The sequence below is a fragment of the Roseibium sp. HPY-6 genome, assembly GCF_040530035.1.
Lineage (GTDB): Bacteria > Pseudomonadota > Alphaproteobacteria > Rhizobiales > Stappiaceae > Roseibium.
Genome location: NZ_JBEWCD010000001.1, coordinates 1,312,358 through 1,331,325 on the forward strand (window position 1 = coordinate 1,312,358; position 18,968 = coordinate 1,331,325).

Consider the following 18,968-nt stretch of genomic DNA (forward strand, 5'->3'; position numbering starts at 1 on the left):
GCGTGTGAAATCCTACTTCAGATTGCCGCAGAACCGCTGGATGCGCTGGCAGGCCTCTTCCAGCGCTTCCGTTGACGTCGCATAGGAAATGCGGAAATTCGGTCCAAGGCCGAAGGCGGAACCATGCACCACGGCAACCCCTTCGGTCTCCAGAAGTTCCGTTACGAAATCTGCATCGTTTTCAATAACTTTTCCTGACGGCGCTGTCTTGCCGATCGTGCCGGCGCATGACGGAAACACATAAAATGCGCCTTCCGGAACCGGGCAGGATATACCGCTCGCCTGGTTCAGCATGGAGACCACGAGATCCCGGCGCCCCTTGAACACTTCGTTGTTCTTCGGAATGAAATCTTGCGTTCCCGACAAAGCTTCAACGGCCGCCCACTGTGCAATGGAGCAAGGGTTCGACGTCGATTGAGACTGAACCTTGGCCATGGCCTTGATAAGATCTGCCGGACCTCCCGCATATCCGATCCGCCATCCGGTCATGGCGTAGGCCTTGGAAACACCATTGACTGTCAGTGTACGCTCATAGAGAGACGGTTCGACCTGAGCTGGCGTCGTGAACTTGAAGTCGTCATAGACCAGATGTTCGTACATGTCGTCGGTCATGATCCAGACTTGCGGATGGTTGACGAGAACATCCGTCAACGCCTTTAGTTCCGCCTCGGTGTAAGCGGCACCGGACGGGTTGGATGGTGAGTTGAATATCAGCCACTTCGTGCGCGAGGTAATCGCCGCATCCAGCGCTTCCGGCGTGATCTTGAAGGTGGACTTGTCGGCTTCCACAATGACCGGTTCGCCGCCTGCGAGCAGCACCATATCCGGATAGCTCACCCAATAGGGTGTCGGGATGATGACTTCGTCGCCCGGGTTAAGGGTAGCGATCAAGGCGTTGTAAAGCACCTGCTTGCCGCCGGTCCCGACCGTGATCTGATTGGTGGCATAGGTCAGCCCGTTTTCCCGCTGGAATTTTTCTGCGATCGCAGCCTTGAGCTCGGGAATCCCGTCAACAGCGGTATATTTTGTCTTGCCTTCATTGATGGCTTTGACAGCTGCCGCCTTGATGTTTTCCGGGGTATCGAAATCCGGCTCGCCAGCGCCCAGACCGATCACGTCGCGGCCTGCGGCTTTCAGCTCGCGCGCCTTGTTGGTGACGGCGATGGTCGCAGATGGTTGTACACGCGCCAATGCGTCAGCAAGAAAGCCCATAATGTCCTCCAGGGGGAAACGGAAATAACAGCGCGCGGACCGTAGAACCGTGTGTGCCAGAAGACAAGACCCAATCAGCTTTGGTCAAGCTGGCTAAGCAACTTTTTGGGCTTGGGAGAACCGGCGCTTACTAGCTGCGTGTTTCCAGAATAAGCTTGGGTTCGTCCTTCTCTTCATCAATGAGAGAACACTTGAACCGCTTTTTCTTTGTCTGGCCATTCAGCGTCGTCACCGAGACCGACGACGGGACGTCCGATTCCTGCTTTGCGGCATTCATCAGTGACTGGAAGCTTTCAGCATCCAGGAGTGAATCGGTTATTTGGCGTTCGTCCAGGCTTTCCGGTGTCAGACTGTAGGTTTTCATGGCGGCCTGGTTGGCTGCAATGATCATCCGTGTCTTGGTGTTGACCACAAGGATGGGCGCGCTGCACATCTCAAAAACTTGCGCGAAATCAACGTCTCCACCCACATGGCCAGCCGAAAACAGAACGCCGCCGACCGTACCGCCGAGACGGAAATACATCGCCTCGTACTTAAGGTCGATGCTGTCGCCCGGAGCAATCAGGAACTTGCCGCGGCCTGTTGCGCTTGCTCTACGCGTCAGCGCCGCCAACGCCAGGGAGACGATCGTTCGTCCGACCCGGTTCTGGATATGTGCGATGTTCCGGCCGAGGATCAGACGCGCGTCTTCGATCTGAAAACTCTTGAGAAAGCCGTCGCTTGCAAAGCGCACGTAACCGAAATTGTCGACAAGGAGAACAATTCTTGAAGACGAGGCAACAAAGTGCGACAGGATCGGCGCCAATCCGAGTGCAATCTTGCCTGGATGGTCATCGGACTCGCCAATCGACGGGAAGCAGATCGCAATTATTCTGCCTTCGGACAATTCATAGCGATGCGCTACGATTGGAATTCCCGGAATTCGGTGATCGGGGCCGCCGCCGACATCAAACGGACCAGCCTGCCCGTCGCGAATGGCGCCTTGAACCAGGCGCAGGATTGTCTTGCGGTCTTCCGTCGAAAGATGCCGCAGCGCCTCATTCGACGGCGCTTCCTGCAGCTCCTTGACTTCGCTGTTGAAGTTCTGGGAACCCACTTCGTGCCAGAGCAGGGTTTTTTTGTTGATGTCGGCAATGAAAAACTGCAATCCCGAAAGCGAAAGCGCGGGCGCTTCCCCTTCATTTGGCTGCGACTGCACACGTGTCTGCTGATCCTCTGCGGATGCCGCGGACTCTTCGGACGTTTTGGGCAATGCGTTCTGCGCTGCGTTGAGTGTCATTCCGCGCCTGACCTGTGCTTAATCCATTATCCCGGAGAATTACTATTGCGCAAAAATGCAAACAAAGACTGAAGCGGATGACAGAATGAGCCCAATCTCGCCCGAGTTTCAATTAAGGGTTTAGCGCCGTGACCGGTGACACGTCCTGATCCGCGATCGCGCCGCATTATCGTCACGAAAACTCTCACCGAATGCCTGATTGACGTCGGTCTGAAGACCCAATTGTTGTCGAGAGTGCAAACAGGAAGACGATGGAGGTTCCCATGCGGTTTTTGACATCATCGGAAACACCTCGGCGGGCAACAAGGTCTGCGGCTCAGCCGGAGTTGCTGTTTATTCTCGCTATAGCGTTTTTGATGTTGATGACTCTCGCGGTCGCTCCACTCCTGGCTCTTCCTCTGATTGCTTTCGTTGTAATGGCTGCAGTCACCCGTCAATTGGGTCTGAGGCTTTATGACGATCTTACCCGGGCGATCGATCAAGACGGTTAGAAACACGAACGATAAGAAACCGAATAAGACTGACAATGGCAAAGACTGAAGACCTTTCCCACCGGAAATCCGTTTCCGGCCGCAGTGACTTGCGCGATGCAAAACCCCTATTGCAGGCAATCTTTCTGGGAATGGTGCTTGCCATTGCTTTGGTCGCGGCAGCCGCAATGGCGAGTTCCGATGCAGAAGACAGCCCGGATCCGCGCGGTCCTGCGATTGAGCAACCGGTGACCGGTGACGGGCAAACGCAAAGCCCCGGACACGGCATCTAATGCGCGGTGGCCTTAGATCGCACCCAGCGTGATCGCGGCCACAACAACGTATCTTCCGGTTTTGGCGATGGCCACCAGGATCAGGAATGGCCAGAACCGCTCTTTGAGCACCCCGGCGGCAAGCGTCAACGGATCTCCGATAAACGGCGCCCAGCTCAACAAAAGACTCCAGCGTCCATAGCGGTGGTACCACCGCGTCGCTTTTTCCAGTTTCTCGACACTTACGGGGAACCACTTGGCGTGCGAATAGGCGGCAGCACCACGCCCGATCCCCCAGTTTACGACCGATCCCAGCGTATTGCCGAGGCTGGCGACGAGAACCAGAACGGTCACAGGTTCACTTTCCAGATAGATGAGGCTTGCCAGTCCGAACTCGGATTGCGCGGGCAGCAAGGTCGCTGCAAGAAAAGATACGCCGAATAGGCCGATCAGACTGACACTCATGATGCCGGTTGGATATACGCACACCGGACAAAGAGGCAAGCACCTGTTCGGCGAAACGAACAGGCGTGCCCTGTTTAACGAACCAAAGGGTTCCGCGAGGGATCGGGCACCAGCTTAAAGCGTGCCGTATCTCTTCGGATTTACGAGCGATCCGTGCGGTCTTCAGATTACCACCCGAACAATCATTCATCCGGATTGCAGATTAGCTTGCGAGAAACTGCGCGTTTCTGAAAATGGCGCTGTTGGCAGCGACGATTGCGACCGCATTCATGCGGTTCTTGGCACCAAGACGGGTGATCGCATTGCGGATATGCACTTTCACTGTCGCAGTGGACACACCCAACTCATAAGCGATCTGCTTGTTGACTTTGCCTTCGCACAAAAGCAGCAGAATTTCGAGCTGACGGCTTGTCAGTTTGTCGCTCAGGGACTGCATTGCGCGCGCGGCACCCGAAAAGACCTCGTCATGTCCGGTCCGGGCAGTGTGTGTGTCGAGAGCAAAATGAGCGTTCATCACGATGTTCCTACCTAGAGCGTTTCCAATTTTTTGATGCGCTCACTTTCATCCAAAGAGAGTATATTGTAAAATGTTAAAGTGCTGACAGAAAATAGCTAAGATTTTGCAATTTGCTCACCGGGTCAAGTGATGAACAGGAAACTCTACTCAGGACACACGCTTCGGCAGATCAGGTCAGACTTCGGTCTTTCTCAAACCGATTTCGCCAAAAAAGTCGGCCTTTCAACAGCTTATGTCAACCAGATCGAAAACAACAACCGGCCGGTCACCGCATCCGTCCTGCTCACCATCAACCGCATTTTCGGCGTCGATCTGGCCGCCTTCGAAAAGAACGATCTCGACCGGGTTGTTCAGGATCTGCAGGAAGTCTTCGCCGATACACAGTTTCATACGTCTTCGGTGAACCGGCAGGAAATACAGGAACTTGTCACCCGGGCACCCGCCGTAACCCAGGCGATCATGGACCTTTACGGCGCTTTGCGCAGTTACCATGACAGGGATGTGCTTGAAGACGATCTTGTTCAGATGGGCGGGGAGGAAACCGCTGCAGGTGGTATTCGCAAATCGGCCTATGACGAAGTGCGGGATTTCTTCCATTACACCGACAACTATGTCGACAGTCTCGACCGCGCCGCCGAAAAGCTCGTACACGAGATCGGGCTTCACGCATGTGAGGACAAATTTGACCGGTTGACCGGCTGGCTCCGCCAGCGCTTCGACATTTCAGTGGAGCAGCGGCAAGACTACGAGGGCACCCTTATCCGTCACCAGGAATATACGCGAACGATTTCGATCTACCGGGCGGTTCCCCAGTCAACCAAAAATTTTCTGTTGGGATCGGTAATTGCGGAATTGTGTGTGAAGGATCTGGTTGCCGAGGAAGTCAGGCGCGCGAGTTTTCGAACCGGTTCGGCCGAAAGTATCGCGACCCTCGCCCTGCGGAACTATTTTTCCGGCGCGCTTTTGTTGCCCTACGACGATTTTCTGAAAACGGCGACGAAATGCCGGCACGACATTCAGCTTCTGTCGAACACGATGGATGCCAGCATCGAGACCGTGTGCCACAGACTGTCGACCCTTCAGCGGCCGGGTGCGAATGGTCTTCCGTTCTATTTCGTCAAAATCGACCGCGCCGGCAATGTCGTCAAACGGCACAGCGCAACGCGCTTTCAATTTGCGCGTTTCGGCGGGTCCTGCCCGCGCTGGAACGTTCACCAGGCGTTTGAACAGAACTCCAACAAGTTTACCGCCCAGATCGCGCAGATGCCCGACGGCGTAGAGTATCTGTGCATCGCGACCAGTGTCACCAAACACCAGCCGGACTATCACACCGGCGAACGCCGGTATGCGCTCGGCATCGGCTGCGAAGTCAAATATGCTGACGCCATTGTTTACGCCGATGGCCTGGCTGTGAATGAAGTCGCCGAACCGGAGCCGATTGGAGTGAACTGCCGCATCTGCCCGCGTGACGACTGTGATCAGCGGGCCTTTCCGGCAATTGGCAAAGAACCCTTCATCGATCCTGGGCAGCGCGGCATCGTTCCTTATCGGGTCAAGGCTGCCGAATAGATGCAGCCCTGTATCCATCTTCGGATGGATTGTGCGTCAAATCACCCACAGTTAGTGTCACTGTGTTGCGCGCGCTGCCGTCATCACCGCGCGCCGTGACGGAAGGTTCAGCCTTTGCAGAACCGCGTGTACGTGATCCTTTACAGTGGCGACGCTAATGCCGAACTCTTTTGCGATTTCCCTGTTTGACTTGCCAGCGATGATCAGCCGGGCAACCTCCTTCTGGCGAGGCGTGAGCAGTGCAAGAAAGGCCGGATCTCCGCCTTCGCGGACAACCGTGATCAGCGGCGCTCCGATTGTCCGGCTGGCCTCCAGGTCGATCTTCAGTTTCGCACCGCGTTCCGCAAGCGGCGCCAGAGCTTCAATGACCGAGACGGGAATAGGCGTTTGCGGCGTTTCCCGCAGATCGTCCAATGCGTTTTTCAACGCGTCAACCACCTCAGCATCCACCGTCATCCGTGAAAGGTCTCCTTCATGAGCAAGCTGCCCCTGGACATTGCAAACTTCTTTCTGGCAATGCAAGCCGGGCCCTCCGGCGCTGAGATACTTGGCTCATTCTTTGACGATGACGCGGTGTATTCCGAACCCTTCTCCGGTCAGTCGGAGCCTCATCGCGGACGCGACGCCATTCTGGCAGCTTTTGCGGCAAGTCGAAGCGAAGACTTCAGCGACGCCGTCATCAATCTTGGCGCGGTTGAAGTCGAAGCTGAAACCATCACGGTCAAATGGACTTGTTATTCCCAGGCCATACCGGGCGGCAGCGGCAGCGGAACCAATGTCTTCACCGTTTTAAACGGCAAGATTGTCTCCCTGGTCACTACGCTCGACATGCCCTGAGGCAAGACCGCAGGAAAGCCTGGTAGCCTAGCCGCCGCAGCACCCGTCACAGTCCGCTAGCTGTCCAGCAGGTTCTGGAAATGGTTTCTCAACTCATAGGCACCACGCTGTCCCTGCAGTACTTCCTGCAGGTCACCTTTCCCGTCGAAGAGGAGCAGGGTGACATGCGGCACGCCATACCGGTTGGCAAAGGTCTTGCCCTTGGCAGTCCGGATATTGGCAACCACGTAGTTGAGCTGCTCTTCCTCGAACATATCGAGCGCTTTTCGGGCGTCGGCTTGCAGGGATCTGCACAGTGAACACTGGGGATCATGGATCTGCACGATCGTCGGGCGGCCGTTGCCGACACGTGTAAGGTCATGCTCATGACGCATGTTCACGTGGTTGCTTGCGAAAACATAACCTGTGCCACCCACCAGAATGGCACCGATGGCGATGTTCCGGCCGAGGCGCAGGAAGTTCCGCCTCCCTTGATCGGTCTGCCCTTTTGACGGTGCGCCGGCGGACTGCCGGGACCTTTTGTCCCGGGCTTTTGGAGACTTGCGTTGCTTTTTCATAATTCACCTTTTGAAAGGCTTGCGCGGGACACAGGTTGCTGGCCCGCGCGCACAAAAATCAGGTCACGACAATTGCAGCACCCGGTTTGACCCGGTCGTAGAGATCGATGACATCCTGGTTGATCAGGCGAACGCAGCCGGAGGACACCGCCTTGCCGATTGAGGCAGGTTCGTTGGTGCCGTGAAGCCGGTAGAGCGTGTCGACATTGCCCTGAAAAATGTAGAGGGCTCTTGCACCGAGCGGGTTACCCAGCCCGGGCTGCATGCCGCCGTTGCGAGCACTGTACTTCTCCAGTTCAGGCTCGCGCGCAATCATTTCATCCGGCGGTGTCCAGGTCGGCCAGGGGCGCTTCCAGGCAATGCGTGCACGCCCGGACCACTCGAACCCCTGACGGCCAAGACCGACGCCGTATCGCATCGCCGTTCCGCTTGGTTCGACAAGATAGAGGTAGAAATCCCTCGTATCGACGATGACCGTCCCGGGGGCCTCGCTGCTGCGATAAGAAATGCGCTGGCGCCTGAATTTCGGCGCAAGCACCCTCGGGTCGATTGCCGGAAGCGGAAACTGTTCTTGCGATCTGGGACCGTAGTTCTGCAGGAAACTGGCATCTACACGCGGCTGCTCAGGTGCTTCAACCGGAGTTCGGCTGGTTGTCGTTGTTGAACAGCCCGCAAGCGTCAGGCCGGCCAATGCAAACCCGCCACGAAGCACGCCACGCCGTGTCACGAAGTTACTCATCGATGATGTATCCGGATCGCGCTAAAGAACCACAACCTGCGTTCCAAGGGGAACGCGTGTGTACAGATCGATGACATGGTCATTGATCATGCGGATACAGCCATTCGACACTGAACGTCCGATCGACCAGGGCTGAGTGGTGCCATGGATGCGATAATACGTGTCGCGGCCGTTCTTATAGAGATAAAGCGCGCGCGCGCCGAGCGGATTGTTGATCCCGCCTGGAACACCCTCGGCATAACGTGCATATTTTTGCGGTTCGCGTCGGATCATATTCTTTGTCGGCGTCCAGCGCGGCCACTCGGCCTTGCGCTCAACGGTCGCCTGTCCGCGAAAGGCCAGCCCGGCCTTGCCGACACCGACGCCATAGCGGCGCGCACGGCCCCAGCGTTCCATCAGATACAGATAGTGATTTCGCGGGTCGACCACGATCGTTCCGGGCGCGTAGTTCATTGAAAAGAACACGCGCTGCGGCGCATATTGCGGTGCGAGTTTGAAATTCTTGTATTTCTTGGTGTGGTGCGCCCGGGCAAGGCCAGGCTGCGCCACCAATAGCGCAGCTGCTCCACCGAGCAGCAAATCCCGTTTATTCAACACGATAATATCTCCTGAAATTCCAATACTTAGTGGGTGAGCGCGTCGGCTCACCGCTTCGTTCGGAATGTCAGGAATTGGGTGGCTTGGGTTCCAGCCGTTTCTGCGCAGAGGCCTGGCTACGGTGAGTGACCCAATCAGGGTGATCCTGCTCCTTTAAGGAAACGGACAGGACGGATGCCATAACAGCCTTGCATTCGGAATTCTTGCAGAACGAAGGTTTGGTTTCGGCCACCGGCTGTTCATCGCAACACGCGTCTTCCGACAATTGCGAAACCGCCTGGTCCATAGACATGATCACCTGTGTTTCGGTTTCAGACACATCGACAGTGCCGCGTGCAAAGCCTTGTTGCACGCCAGCGATCAAAAGGCCGACAATGAGTAAAATCCGGAACATGAACAACAATTTACCGAAGCGGGTTAACGAAACCTAGACACGCAGCTTCACACTATTGTGAGGAGCGCGAGAGCATCTGACCTCCTCGAAGCGCTTGCTGGCACATGCGCCACTGCCATTCACGGCTCGAATTCAAGCGAGTCGCGGTCATGCACCGTCTCCATATGGCTGAGATCGATCGCAACTTCCGCGAAACGGGTGGCAGCCGCGACCCCGTCGATAACCGGTATCTTGAATTCTTCAGCCAATTCGCGCGCAAGATCCGCCATCCCGGCGCACCCGAGTGCAATGGCGCCGGCTTCGTCCTCGGCAAGCGCTTTGGCAATCTCGCTCCGGATTTTGCGCTTTGCGTCCAAGCCCGCCTCTTCAAGCTCCAGCACGGGCACGCTTGAAGCACGGACTTTGCCGCATCGATGGGCAAGGCCCTGGCGCTGCAGATTATCTTCCAGCACCGGAACCGAAACCGGCAATGTAGTGACGACGGAGAACCTTTCCGCACTCATGGCTGCCAGATGATAGGCCGCTTCGCCGATGCCAAGGACAGGTATATTCAAGCGTTTCTTGAGGGTCCAAAGACCGGTGTCGTCGAAGCAGGCAATGATCAGGGCATCATATCTGATCCCTGACGACATGGCCTCATCGACGAGCGCGTAGAGCCCGGGCAGCGCCGCTTCGCCGTCATCCGCGCCCTGGATCGCCGCGGGTCCGGACACGGGGTTCACGGCCGTAACCCGGGTTTCAGCTGCCGACACGGACCGCGCACAAATCCCGATTTTCTCCGTCATCGACGCCGTCGTATTGGGATTGACGATCAGGATGTGTTTTGGGGCAGGCTTCATCGAGATCTCACACCATGCCCTGTCCGGCATCCGACCCATGACGCGCCTGCCTGCGGCGCAACAGGGCAAATCCTCCAAGGAAGGATCCGATGATGATGAGCGAAAACACCGTCGTCAGGGTTCCAAGCGCGTAGAGAACGGGCGATGTGACATTGGTCGTCATGCCGAAAATCTCCAGCGGCAACGTATTGTAGGATCCGCTGGTCAGAAGCGTTCTTGCAAACTCATCATAGGAAAGCGTGAAGCCGAACAGCGCGACACCAATCAGCATGGGCGCAATGATCGGAAGAACCACGAACCGGATCGTTTGCCACGAGGTCGCTCCCAGATCTCGTGCTGCCTCCTCGTAGGATTTGTCGAACCGGTTGAACACGGCGAACATGATCAATAGCCCGAACGGAAGCGTCCAGGTGAGCTGCGCACCAAATCCGGAGGTCGACCAGTGCACCTCCCAGTCGAGAATATTGAAGATCAGCCCAACGCCGAGCGACACGAGAATGGACGGAATGATCAGACTGGCGACGATCACGTAGAAGAGCAGGCTCGAACCGCGAAACCGGTTCCGGAACGCAAGCCCGCCCATGACCGACACCACCACCGTTACGCTCATCACCATCAGGCCCAAGAGAAGCGACCTTCGAAACGAGCCCCAGATATCGCCAACAGCCTGCTCTTCGAAAAGATCGTAGAACCAGTGCAGCGAGACACCATTCATCGGGAAGGTCAGCCCCCCTTGGGGCCCCTGGAACGAGAGTATCCCGATCGTGACGACAGGTCCGTAGAGAAACAGCAGGAAAAGCACGAAGAAGGCGGCAAGAGCGTAAAAGGAGCGGCTTCTGGGTTCCATGATCAAAGCTCCTTTCTGATGTCGACGAAGCGCATCATGATGCCGATCATCAAGAGAACCGTGCACAGGAGAACAACGGAGGATGCAGCGGCTGCCGGATATTGCAGTAGGGATATTTCGTTTGAGATGATCCGACCGACGGAAGCGCTCTGGCCGCCGGACATGTGCCGGACCGTGATGAAGTCACCCATCACCAGCGTTACGACGAAGATCGAGCCGATCATGATGCCGGGCTTGGACAGCGGCAGGATGACGTTGAAAAGAATCTGAACACCGCTGGCCCCGGCATCGCGTGCAGCTTCAATCAGCGATTTGTCGATGCGCATCATGGTGTTGAATATTGGAACCACCATGAACAGCGCATAGAGATGCACAAACGCGAGCACGACCGCGAAATCGGAGTAAAGCAGCCACTCAAGCGGCTCGTCGATCACGCCGATCTGGATCAGCGTCGAGTTGGCAATTCCGTTCCGTCCGAGGAAGGGAATCCATGAAATCATGCGGATGATGTTGGATGTCCAGAACGGGATCGTACACAACAGAAAGAGTGCAACCTGCATCGGCAGTGTTTGAACGTGAAACGCGAGAAAATAGGCAATCGTGAAGCCGATCGCAGCGCAGAAGACCCAGGTCAGGGCCATGAACTTGAGCGTCTTCAGATAGGTCGCCAGGGTCACCGGCGAGGTCAGGTGAAAAATGTAATTGTCGAAAACGAAATCCGGAAAGAAGGACCATTCATTGTAGTTCCAGAAGCTGACCACAACGATGATCGCGATCGGCAGCAGCAAAAAGAAACCGAGGATGAAGACGAGCGGCGTCGCCAGGAACCAGCTGACACGCTCGGCCAGCCTGGACGGGTCCAGGCGTCGTGTCTTGGCAGTATTGGAAGAAGCTTCCCTGTCGCCCCCTGCCCGGCCTTCCGCCGGGCAGGAAGCTGCTTGTGAATTCATCATGCTGCGATGAACTCGTTCCATTTGCGCACCATGTACTGATTTTCGTCCATGACGGCGTTCCAGCAGGCAACGGCGCCCATGCGCTCCAGGAACGCACCACCATCGCGGACGGAACCGGCTTTTTCCATGACGTCGCCGAACGGATTGACGATGTCTTCCGTTGCCGGTTTGCCTTCGAACCAGAAGCCCCACTCGTTTTCGGACATGTAGTTCTTCGACGTTTCCGGAACGGCGGAGTAATAGCCCTGGCGCATGAGGAATCCGCCGACCCAGCCGTCGAGATACCAGTTGATGTATTCATAGGCCGCATCCAGCTCGAGTCCGGACAGATTCTTGGAAAGACCGATACCGCCGCCCCATGACCGGTAGCCTTCCTTCAGCGGCTGATAGACACACGGGATACCCTTGGAGCGGACCGCCGTGATCGCCGGTGACCACATGGACTGGATGACGACTTCGCCCGACGCCATGAGGTTGACGCTCTCATCGAACGATTTCCAGAAGGCGCGGAACTGGCCGTTTTTCTTGGCCTCGGTGAAGATCGCCATGGTCTGGTCGATCTCTTCCTTCGTCATGTTGCCCTTGTCGCCATAGTTGATTTCACCCATGGCTTCACACACCATCGCCGCATCCATGATGCCGATGGAGGAAATATCCAGAATGGAAGCCTTGCCCTTGAATTCCGGGTTCAGCAATTCAGTCCAGCTTTCGATAGGGCGGCCGATCAGGTCAGGCCGGATACCGAGCGTGTCGGCGTTGTAGATTGTCGGGATCAGGGTCATCCAGCCTGTTTCTTCGGGCATGAAGGTCTTGCCGTCTGGGCCGTCGACGAAGCCGACGGTGTGCGGCGCGGTTCCCTGAGCAATCGTCGATTCCGGTGTCAGCTTGCCGCTTTTGAAAATACCGACAATCTTGTCGTAGTTCTTGATCTTGGACGTTTCCATCGGCTGAAGATTGCCGGCACCCCAGACCTTCTTGCAGATCCAGTATTCGATGTCCGCAATGTCAAAGGACTTCGGCTGGGTCGCCGCTCTCTGGGTCACGCTGTCGCTGTCCAGTGCCGTCATCTCAAGCGTGAAGCCGAGATCTTCCTTTACCTTCGCCGCAACCTCGTTCAGGTTCGACACACCGGTGCCGAACTGGCGCAGTGTCACGTCCTTGATGTTCTGGGCCCAGATTGTTGGAAATCCGGTCACGGCGCCGGAGCCGAGCGCGGCACCTGCGGCGGCCGCGCCGCCCTTGAGAATGCTCCGGCGGCTGACGCCCTTCCTGTCTGCTTTACTTGTCATTGCTCTACTCCTCATCCCCTTGGAGGTCTTGGCCCTTCAGTTCGGGCTTTTCGGCGGCGTTCTAAGCCGCCAGGTAATGCGCATCCTCAGGCTTCCAGGACAGGAAGACGGTCGCGCCAATTTCGATTGGGTCATTGAAAAAAATCTGGTCTGGAAGAGCCGCTGTCAGGTCACCAAAACCGTTGACAGCAAGAGCCAGGTTCACTGACGACCCCTGATACTCGACATCCCTGACACTGGCTTCGACGCCTGAAGTCTCGCCAGCCGACTTCTCGACTTTCAACCGGTCGGCCCTCACGGCGACCGGCGCTCCATCGACATGCAGAACATTGTGGCCGCCGATAAACCGGGCAACGAACTCGGTGACCGGCGTATTGAAAACCTCCCGCGGAGCCCCAGCCTGCTCGATCACACCGTCATTCATCACGATTATCTCGTCGGCCAGAGCCAGCGCTTCGTCCTGCGAATGGGTTACGTGTATGAAGGAAATTCCAAGCTCCCTTTGAAGCCGCTTGAGCTCCAGCCTCATGCGGATCCGAAGAAACGGATCAAGGGCCGACAGAGGCTCATCAAGGAGTAGAACCGACGGTTCCGTGATAAGTGCACGCGCAAGGGCAACACGCTGTTGCTGACCGCCCGAAAGTTGTGACGGCAGCCGGTCGGCATAGGTTGCCATGTCGACAAGCTCGAGACGCTCGTGCGCCTGTGCCCGGCGCGTCGACTTGTCGACACCGCGCATCTTGAGCGAAAAGGCAACGTTGTCGACAACGCTCAGGTGAGGAAACAGCGCGTAGTTCTGGAACATCATCGCCGTACCGCGTTTGGCAGGCTGAAGATCGGTGATATTGGTGGAGCCCAGCAGAATGTCGCCGCTGCTGACATGCTCATGGCCCGCAATCATCCGCAAGGTGGAGGATTTGCCGCATCCGGACGGGCCCAGGAGGCAGGAATATGTTGCGGCTTTGAACCGATGACTGATCGCGTTGACGGCAACCGTTTCCCCATAGCGCTTGGTCGTTGCGACCAGTTCGAGGTCTTCGGTATTTCTCATCAGGCACACCTTTGCGTCTCGCGAAGTCACGCACAGATCTGCATTTCGCGTGCCAATCGAAACGAACCGCGGTTTTCTGCCATTTCCTGACAAAAGCGTCACCACGCCTCACACAAACGCGCACAAAAATTAATCATTTTAAATACGAACTGATGAAAAATTGTATACAATTACGTTTGCGATCGGACACATGCGGCGCTATAGATTAGGCACGAACAGCACATGCATGATGACAACTCCATGGCCAGATCGATAACGGTTCAAGATGGGTTTGGCGCCGCCGCGACGCACGAGACCTTTCCGCTTCCACCCGGACGCACGCTCGACATTTGTCTTGAACTGCACTCGGCGATCCTGGAGCACCGCTTATCTCCAGGCATGAAACTGTCGGAAGACGAGGTTGGTGAAATCTATGGCGCGAGCCGGACAGTCGTGCGCGCAGCGCTCCAGGCGCTCGCGCATTCCGGTCTTGTGACGATTGCGCGAAATCGCGGTGCATTCGTATCGCGGCCCAGCATCCGCGAAGCCCAGGAAGTGTTCGAAGCGCGCGCGCTCATCGAACCCCGCATTGCCCGCCTCGCCGCAGAGGCCATGAAGACGGCGGACCTGAAAAAGCTGAGAAAGCATCTCGACGCAGAGCACGCCGCACTTGATTCCGGGGACATGGGCAAAGCGCTGTCATTGTCGGGTGCATTTCACATCGCCATAGCGGATATCGCCGACCAACAGGTCCTGTCTCAAATGGTCCGGTCTCTCATTTCCAGATCGTCGCTGATCATTGCTCTTTATTGGCGGCGTGCTGACACGACCTGCGAAAGCCATGCGCACCATGCGCTCATGAAAGCTTTTTCGGAGAAGGACGGCCCAGGCGCTGAAGAGATCCAGAAAAGTCACATAATTGATCTTCATTCCGGGCTGGATTTGAGAGAGAAGAAAGAACCGAGTTCATCTCTCGCGGACGCTTTAAAACCCGCCTGAGACACCGCGTCTTGCCAACAAGAAGACTTACGACACAACGCTATTACAGCAGTAGAACAGGCTCAAACTTTGCCTGGAGGTCTGATAGCGGGGAGCAGGATATCCGCTCCCCCTATATCTTGGCACCAATCAGATGAACTGAAAATCGTCGTTTTCGAGCGTCACTAGCAACGTGTTTTGCAGGGTCAGGCTATCGGTTTCGCTCAAAGTGAACACGGTATCGGAGCCTTCCTGAGACGCCGTTGCAAGCACGTCGTCAAAGTCGAATATACCGGCAAACGAGATCGAGATCAGATCGCCATCGGCACCAGATACCTCTTCGCCAACGGATGGATCAAAGTCCTGGACAACGTCATTGCCACTGGTGAATACGAAAATATCAAAACCGGCCCCACCGACGAGCAGGTCATTCCCAGCCCCGCCATCCAGCCTGTCGTTTCCAACACCCCCAAACAACTTGTCATTGCCATTCTCGCCCAGGAGCGTGTCGTTTCCACCTAAGCCGGAAAGCAGATCGTTTCCATCGCGGCCGAAAATACTGTTTGATGCACCGTTGCCCACGATGATATCGGCTGAATTCGACCCGACAATGCTCTCAATGCTGACAAGGTCATCATGTTCGATCGTGCCGGACGCAATCCCGGTCGTGAGTGCTGTCCAGCCCAACGATTTGTTGCCCAGCGAGGTTTCCCAGGACTGATCAAGACGGACATAGATGCCTTCCGCTTCTTGCGAATAGTCCGCCGTATCCGTGCCCTCACCGCCATCAAGCAGGTTTGAACCACTGCCACCGATCAACCGGTCGTCACCCTCTTCACCAAAGAGGTCATCGTCCCCGCCAAGGCCTGCAACATAGTCGTTGCCGTCGCCTGCGCGAACTTCGTTGTTTCCGGCATCACCAACGATCTGGTCGCCGAATGCCGACCCTATGATGTTCTCGATATTCACCAGATCATCATGTTCGATCGTGTTGGCGGCGATTCCCTGCGTCAGGGCTGCCCATCCAAGCGACTTGTTCGCAAGATCTGTTACCCATCCCTGATCCATGCGGACATAAACAGCGGAGGATTGCAGCGAATAGTCGGCAGCATCATTGCCCTCGCCACCATCAAGCAGATTGATGCCGCTACCGTCCTGCAGCCGATCATCCCCTTCGCCGCCCAGAAGATCATCATCTCCTTCACCGCCATTCAGCGTGTCGTTTCCAAGGCCACCTGAAACGATATCATCACCACCTTCACCACTGATGTCGTCATCATCGGCACCTCCGCGCAAAAGTTCGTCCTGCTCTGTGCCTGCAACCGGTTCAGAAGGTGCCGGATCATCAGCTGTCGTGAAATTGAAGGTGGACGTGTCCCCTTCAGAGATCCCTTCGAAAGGATTTCCGTCAAAGTCAACAAATGCACCCTCGGTGATTTCGACATAATAGCGATCGTCAGCCTTCAGATGTTCAGACGGCGTCACGAGAACATCCTTGCCGTTGAATTGTACGAGCCGTTCATCCGTGACATCGACCGGTGTACGCTCACCGGTATCCCGGTTAACGAGGGTAATGAAACCGCTACCGGCCTCGACCTCCTCGGTAAATTCGAGAACGAGGGCGCTGTCATTCGGAACGTCGCGTTCGTTGTCCGCTGGCGAGGCTGAAACAAGAAACGGATCTGCGTCTCCCGTGAGTGAAATTTCGACCGGGAAATAGACCGAACCGTCGGACGAAAAGCCCAGCCTGCCGTCTGAATTCGAGCCCCAGGTAAAGATCGAGCCATCGTCCGCAACCGCGATCAGCGAGTTCGGTCCGGTATGGAGTTCGACGATGTTGACGTCGTCGAGTTGCGGGATCAGCGTCGGATAGAAGAAGGCATCAGATTCAAGTCCCGGGTCGCCGTCAAGCCCACCACTCGGGCCTTCGTCATTCGGCCCCCACACGTAGACATCACCGTCTTCAGTCAATGCCGCTCCCCAGCGGGCTCCGCCCTTGACCTCAACGACATTGCCCGGAAGTCCGTCCAGTTCGATCGGTGAGAGGACATCCGCAGTATCCGCAGTGAAGGTGCCGTCGCCATTGTCCGTGCCCTGAAGCAGCTGCCCGTAACGGCTCTCACCCCAGCCGAAGACACGACCGTCGGCTGTTACGGCATAGGAGGTTTTCGTATCCGCAGTAACGGAAATGATGTTGCCTGGTAGCCCTTCGACCAGGACCGGCTCAACAGACCGGCGCGCAGGTGTGCCGTCATCTTCCAGGGCATCCGGTGATCCAAGCTGTCCGTCAGTGTTGCTGCCGAAGGCCCAGACCTGACCGTCGGCAGTCAGCGCGAGCGTGAACGCGGTTCCGGACGACACGAGGACGACGGTTTCGTTCGACAATGCTTCCACAACGGTCGGTTCAAGGCGTTCTTCCTGATCGCCCAGCCCAAGCTGCCCGTTTGAATTCGTTCCCCACGCATAAAGGGTTCCGGTATCGGAAATCGCGTAGGAAACACCATTGCCGTTTTCGATTATGACGATGTTCACATCGTCGAGATCCTCGACCAATGTCGCCGTCGTGCGCGTCTCTTCGTCACCGGTTCCAAGTGGCCCGCGATTGTTGAAGCCGAAGGCGTAAACGTCACCATCCTCAGTCAGGAAGGTGGTGTGAAGCAGACCGGCCGAAACGGACACGATCTTGCTGTCGAAACCTTCCGGCATCGCAACTTCAACAGGGGATTTCACGTCAAAACCGGTCGTCCCGATGCCGAGTTGGCCGACGACATTCTCACCGGAGGTGTAGAGTGTGTTTTTTTCCGTATCCAGGAAGACAGAGAAATGGTTGCCAGCCCCGGCTGTTGCGACGGTGACTTCGGCCTTGCCTTCATAAAACTCGACCGCACGCGGCCTGTTGAGTTGTCCGTCAAAGTCGGAGGAACCGAAAACGCTGGTTTCACCTTCATCGAGATAGTCGCCGTCACCGTTCAAGTCGCTGAGGCGGACGACGTTGTTCGCCGCACGGAACGTGTTGGCAGTAAGCGAAAGGTTGCCGTCTTCGTCGGCAGCAACGGAAAAGCCGATCTCAGCGCCGAAGCCCTCTGGCATCGCCGAGGCGTTCCAGACTTCAACTGCCTCGGACTGATCGTCGATCTGGCCTGAACCGTCCAGATCTGTCAGCCTGTAGAGCTTCAGCTCTTCACCGAATTCAGGAAACCAGGTAAGCGTGTAGAGGGAACCGTCAACGGAAGTGGCGTTGGCGATATCGACCGGTGCGCCGAAATTCATATCGTCGGAAATAAAGGTCGTGACCTCGTCGTCCTGGATCGTTCCGTCGCCGTTTTTGTCCTCGATCCGGTAGATTGCATCAGTCGCAGCGCCGGTCAGGTCGTTCAGATAGGCGACATCGCCGTCAAAGCTTATGTCGAACGGAACTGCCGTGTCGATGACGGTCTGCACGTCCAACCAGAGGGTTGCCTCACCCTCGTCGTTTGCGTCTCCGTCTCCATTCAAATCGACTGTGCGGTAAATCGCATCCTGGGGCGTCGACGACGTGCCGGCGTTTGTAACGTAGATGGCACCGTCGCCGCCTTCATAGATGCCATTCGGCGTAATCGTTGAGAACCCGGCGGCGTTTTCCGCCGAAAACCAGACCTTGGCTTCGCCGGCGTCTTGCGCATCGCCGTCATTGTTCAAATCATTCAGTTTGAAGACCGCATCGGCAGTGCCGTCACCTATATAGACGGACTTGTCCCTGGACTGATGAACCGTGAAGACATTGTTGGTTGGCAGGGTGAGTCCGGACGCATTGGTCTCATCAAAGAAGACCGTCGTCTCGCCTGCACTGCTCGCAGCGCCGTCGCCGTCGAGATCCTGAAGAAGCAAGAGTTGATCCAGGCGCTGGTCTCCGACCAGTACGCCGTTTTGAACGCGCGAAATAAGGCGTGCCATGAGAGGCTCCCAAACTGATTGAACATATTTGCCTGGCGAGCCTGCTGGGTGGTTTGGGTCCAATTATTTCTCAATGCATGAGTTGTCAATCAACCTTCGATAAAATTTGAATAAAAAATTCAAGTTTAGAATTATTCCATATTTTTCAGATAGATGAACACAGAATACGAATACAGCGTTCGCCACACAGG

The 18,968-nt window shown here is 56.3% G+C and carries 19 protein-coding genes; 4 read left to right on the forward strand and 15 right to left on the reverse strand.

Going from position 1 to position 18,968, the window contains the following annotated elements; all coding sequences use genetic code 11:
• Positions 1–12: 12 nt before the first annotated feature.
• Positions 13–1,212 (reverse strand): pyridoxal phosphate-dependent aminotransferase, encoded by a 1,200-nt coding sequence (locus tag ABVF61_RS06245; RefSeq protein WP_353992656.1) that lies wholly within the window; start codon positions 1,210–1,212, stop codon positions 13–15.
• A 130-nt stretch (positions 1,213–1,342) separates the two neighbouring features.
• Entirely contained in the window at positions 1,343–2,491 is a 1,149-nt protein-coding gene (locus ABVF61_RS06250) for a hypothetical protein (protein WP_353992657.1), read from the reverse strand.
• Positions 2,492–3,017: 526 nt separating this feature from the next.
• On the opposite strand from ABVF61_RS06250, the gene ABVF61_RS06255 reads away from it, so the two are divergent.
• A complete protein-coding gene (locus tag ABVF61_RS06255) occupies positions 3,018–3,254 on the forward strand; it encodes a hypothetical protein (RefSeq protein ID WP_353992658.1) in 237 nt (78 codons plus the stop codon).
• A gap of 12 nt (positions 3,255–3,266) precedes the next feature.
• Here ABVF61_RS06255 and ABVF61_RS06260 read toward each other — a convergent pair whose 3' ends face one another.
• The gene (locus tag ABVF61_RS06260) at positions 3,267–3,698 is read right to left on the reverse strand and encodes a YqaA family protein (protein WP_353992659.1); all 432 of its coding nucleotides are present in this window, start codon (positions 3,696–3,698) and stop codon (positions 3,267–3,269) included.
• A 202-nt stretch (positions 3,699–3,900) separates the two neighbouring features.
• Positions 3,901–4,212 (reverse strand): helix-turn-helix domain-containing protein, encoded by a 312-nt coding sequence (locus ABVF61_RS06265; RefSeq protein ID WP_353992660.1) that lies wholly within the window; start codon positions 4,210–4,212, stop codon positions 3,901–3,903.
• A 132-nt stretch (positions 4,213–4,344) separates the two neighbouring features.
• On the opposite strand from ABVF61_RS06265, the gene ABVF61_RS06270 reads away from it, so the two are divergent.
• Entirely contained in the window at positions 4,345–5,784 is a 1,440-nt protein-coding gene (locus tag ABVF61_RS06270) for a helix-turn-helix domain-containing protein (protein WP_353992661.1), read from the forward strand.
• A 57-nt stretch (positions 5,785–5,841) separates the two neighbouring features.
• On the opposite strand, the gene ABVF61_RS06275 is transcribed toward ABVF61_RS06270, so the two are convergent.
• Positions 5,842–6,240: a response regulator transcription factor gene (locus ABVF61_RS06275; RefSeq protein ID WP_353992662.1), complete on the reverse strand. Its 399-nt coding sequence runs from the start codon at positions 6,238–6,240 to the stop codon at positions 5,842–5,844.
• 18 nt (positions 6,241–6,258) lie between these two features.
• On the opposite strand from ABVF61_RS06275, the gene ABVF61_RS06280 reads away from it, so the two are divergent.
• Positions 6,259–6,621, forward strand: coding sequence for a nuclear transport factor 2 family protein (locus ABVF61_RS06280; protein WP_353992663.1), 363 nt, complete (start codon positions 6,259–6,261; stop codon positions 6,619–6,621).
• Positions 6,622–6,677: 56 nt separating this feature from the next.
• Here ABVF61_RS06280 and ABVF61_RS06285 read toward each other — a convergent pair whose 3' ends face one another.
• The 9 genes from ABVF61_RS06285 to ABVF61_RS06325 all read right to left on the reverse strand — a co-directional run bounded on the left by ABVF61_RS06285 (position 6,678) and on the right by ABVF61_RS06325 (position 13,887).
• Positions 6,678–7,178: a thioredoxin domain-containing protein gene (locus ABVF61_RS06285; RefSeq protein WP_353992664.1), complete on the reverse strand. Its 501-nt coding sequence runs from the start codon at positions 7,176–7,178 to the stop codon at positions 6,678–6,680.
• Positions 7,179–7,236: 58 nt separating this feature from the next.
• Complete coding sequence (locus ABVF61_RS06290) at positions 7,237–7,917, reverse strand: L,D-transpeptidase (RefSeq protein WP_353992665.1); 681 nt, start codon at positions 7,915–7,917, stop codon at positions 7,237–7,239.
• Positions 7,918–7,938: 21 nt separating this feature from the next.
• Positions 7,939–8,514: a L,D-transpeptidase gene (locus tag ABVF61_RS06295; protein ID WP_502949932.1), complete on the reverse strand. Its 576-nt coding sequence runs from the start codon at positions 8,512–8,514 to the stop codon at positions 7,939–7,941.
• A gap of 67 nt (positions 8,515–8,581) precedes the next feature.
• A complete protein-coding gene (locus ABVF61_RS06300) occupies positions 8,582–8,908 on the reverse strand; it encodes a hypothetical protein (RefSeq protein ID WP_353992666.1) in 327 nt (108 codons plus the stop codon).
• A 119-nt stretch (positions 8,909–9,027) separates the two neighbouring features.
• On the reverse strand, positions 9,028–9,747 hold the full coding sequence (locus tag ABVF61_RS06305) for an aspartate/glutamate racemase family protein (RefSeq protein WP_353992667.1): 720 nt from the start codon (positions 9,745–9,747) through the stop codon (positions 9,028–9,030).
• 7 nt (positions 9,748–9,754) lie between these two features.
• On the reverse strand, positions 9,755–10,594 hold the full coding sequence (locus tag ABVF61_RS06310; RefSeq protein ID WP_353992668.1) for an ABC transporter permease: 840 nt from the start codon (positions 10,592–10,594) through the stop codon (positions 9,755–9,757).
• A gap of 2 nt (positions 10,595–10,596) precedes the next feature.
• On the reverse strand, positions 10,597–11,547 hold the full coding sequence (locus ABVF61_RS06315; RefSeq protein ID WP_353992669.1) for an ABC transporter permease: 951 nt from the start codon (positions 11,545–11,547) through the stop codon (positions 10,597–10,599).
• Complete coding sequence (locus tag ABVF61_RS06320) at positions 11,544–12,836, reverse strand: ABC transporter substrate-binding protein (protein WP_353992670.1); 1,293 nt, start codon at positions 12,834–12,836, stop codon at positions 11,544–11,546. Before ABVF61_RS06320 ends, ABVF61_RS06315 begins: the two co-directional genes overlap by 4 nt.
• 61 nt (positions 12,837–12,897) lie before the next feature.
• On the reverse strand, positions 12,898–13,887 hold the full coding sequence (locus ABVF61_RS06325) for an ABC transporter ATP-binding protein (protein ID WP_353992671.1): 990 nt from the start codon (positions 13,885–13,887) through the stop codon (positions 12,898–12,900).
• Positions 13,888–14,109: 222 nt separating this feature from the next.
• Here ABVF61_RS06325 and ABVF61_RS06330 point away from each other — a divergent pair, with 222 nt between their 5' ends.
• Positions 14,110–14,865: a GntR family transcriptional regulator gene (locus ABVF61_RS06330; protein WP_353992672.1), complete on the forward strand. Its 756-nt coding sequence runs from the start codon at positions 14,110–14,112 to the stop codon at positions 14,863–14,865.
• A gap of 129 nt (positions 14,866–14,994) precedes the next feature.
• Here the strand turns inward: ABVF61_RS06330 and ABVF61_RS06335 are convergent, their stop codons facing one another.
• Entirely contained in the window at positions 14,995–18,777 is a 3,783-nt protein-coding gene (locus ABVF61_RS06335; RefSeq protein ID WP_353992673.1) for an Ig-like domain-containing protein, read from the reverse strand.
• Positions 18,778–18,968 lie beyond the last annotated feature (191 nt).

What these genes read in the sequence shown, in the direction of transcription:
- ABVF61_RS06250 (WP_353992657.1), bottom strand. Translation starts at nt 2,491, where the DNA reads ATGACACTCAACGCAGCGCAGAACGCATTGCCCAAAACGTCCGAAGAG.
- ABVF61_RS06265 (WP_353992660.1), bottom strand. Translation starts at nt 4,212, where the DNA reads ATGAACGCTCATTTTGCTCTCGACACACACACTGCCCGGACCGGACAT.
- ABVF61_RS06275 (WP_353992662.1), bottom strand. Translation starts at nt 6,240, where the DNA reads ATGACGGTGGATGCTGAGGTGGTTGACGCGTTGAAAAACGCATTGGAC.
- ABVF61_RS06270 (WP_353992661.1), top strand. Translation starts at nt 4,345, where the DNA reads ATGAACAGGAAACTCTACTCAGGACACACGCTTCGGCAGATCAGGTCA.
- ABVF61_RS06285 (WP_353992664.1), bottom strand. Translation starts at nt 7,178, where the DNA reads ATGAAAAAGCAACGCAAGTCTCCAAAAGCCCGGGACAAAAGGTCCCGG.
- ABVF61_RS06245 (WP_353992656.1), bottom strand. Translation starts at nt 1,212, where the DNA reads ATGGGCTTTCTTGCTGACGCATTGGCGCGTGTACAACCATCTGCGACC.
- ABVF61_RS06260 (WP_353992659.1), bottom strand. Translation starts at nt 3,698, where the DNA reads ATGAGTGTCAGTCTGATCGGCCTATTCGGCGTATCTTTTCTTGCAGCG.
- ABVF61_RS06330 (WP_353992672.1), top strand. Translation starts at nt 14,110, where the DNA reads ATGCATGATGACAACTCCATGGCCAGATCGATAACGGTTCAAGATGGG.
- ABVF61_RS06280 (WP_353992663.1), top strand. Translation starts at nt 6,259, where the DNA reads ATGAGCAAGCTGCCCCTGGACATTGCAAACTTCTTTCTGGCAATGCAA.
- ABVF61_RS06290 (WP_353992665.1), bottom strand. Translation starts at nt 7,917, where the DNA reads ATGAGTAACTTCGTGACACGGCGTGGCGTGCTTCGTGGCGGGTTTGCA.
- ABVF61_RS06310 (WP_353992668.1), bottom strand. Translation starts at nt 10,594, where the DNA reads ATGGAACCCAGAAGCCGCTCCTTTTACGCTCTTGCCGCCTTCTTCGTG.
- ABVF61_RS06325 (WP_353992671.1), bottom strand. Translation starts at nt 13,887, where the DNA reads ATGAGAAATACCGAAGACCTCGAACTGGTCGCAACGACCAAGCGCTAT.
- ABVF61_RS06300 (WP_353992666.1), bottom strand. Translation starts at nt 8,908, where the DNA reads ATGTTCCGGATTTTACTCATTGTCGGCCTTTTGATCGCTGGCGTGCAA.
- ABVF61_RS06320 (WP_353992670.1), bottom strand. Translation starts at nt 12,836, where the DNA reads ATGACAAGTAAAGCAGACAGGAAGGGCGTCAGCCGCCGGAGCATTCTC.
- ABVF61_RS06305 (WP_353992667.1), bottom strand. Translation starts at nt 9,747, where the DNA reads ATGAAGCCTGCCCCAAAACACATCCTGATCGTCAATCCCAATACGACG.
- ABVF61_RS06255 (WP_353992658.1), top strand. Translation starts at nt 3,018, where the DNA reads ATGGCAAAGACTGAAGACCTTTCCCACCGGAAATCCGTTTCCGGCCGC.
- ABVF61_RS06335 (WP_353992673.1), bottom strand. Translation starts at nt 18,777, where the DNA reads ATGGCACGCCTTATTTCGCGCGTTCAAAACGGCGTACTGGTCGGAGAC.
- ABVF61_RS06315 (WP_353992669.1), bottom strand. Translation starts at nt 11,547, where the DNA reads ATGATGAATTCACAAGCAGCTTCCTGCCCGGCGGAAGGCCGGGCAGGG.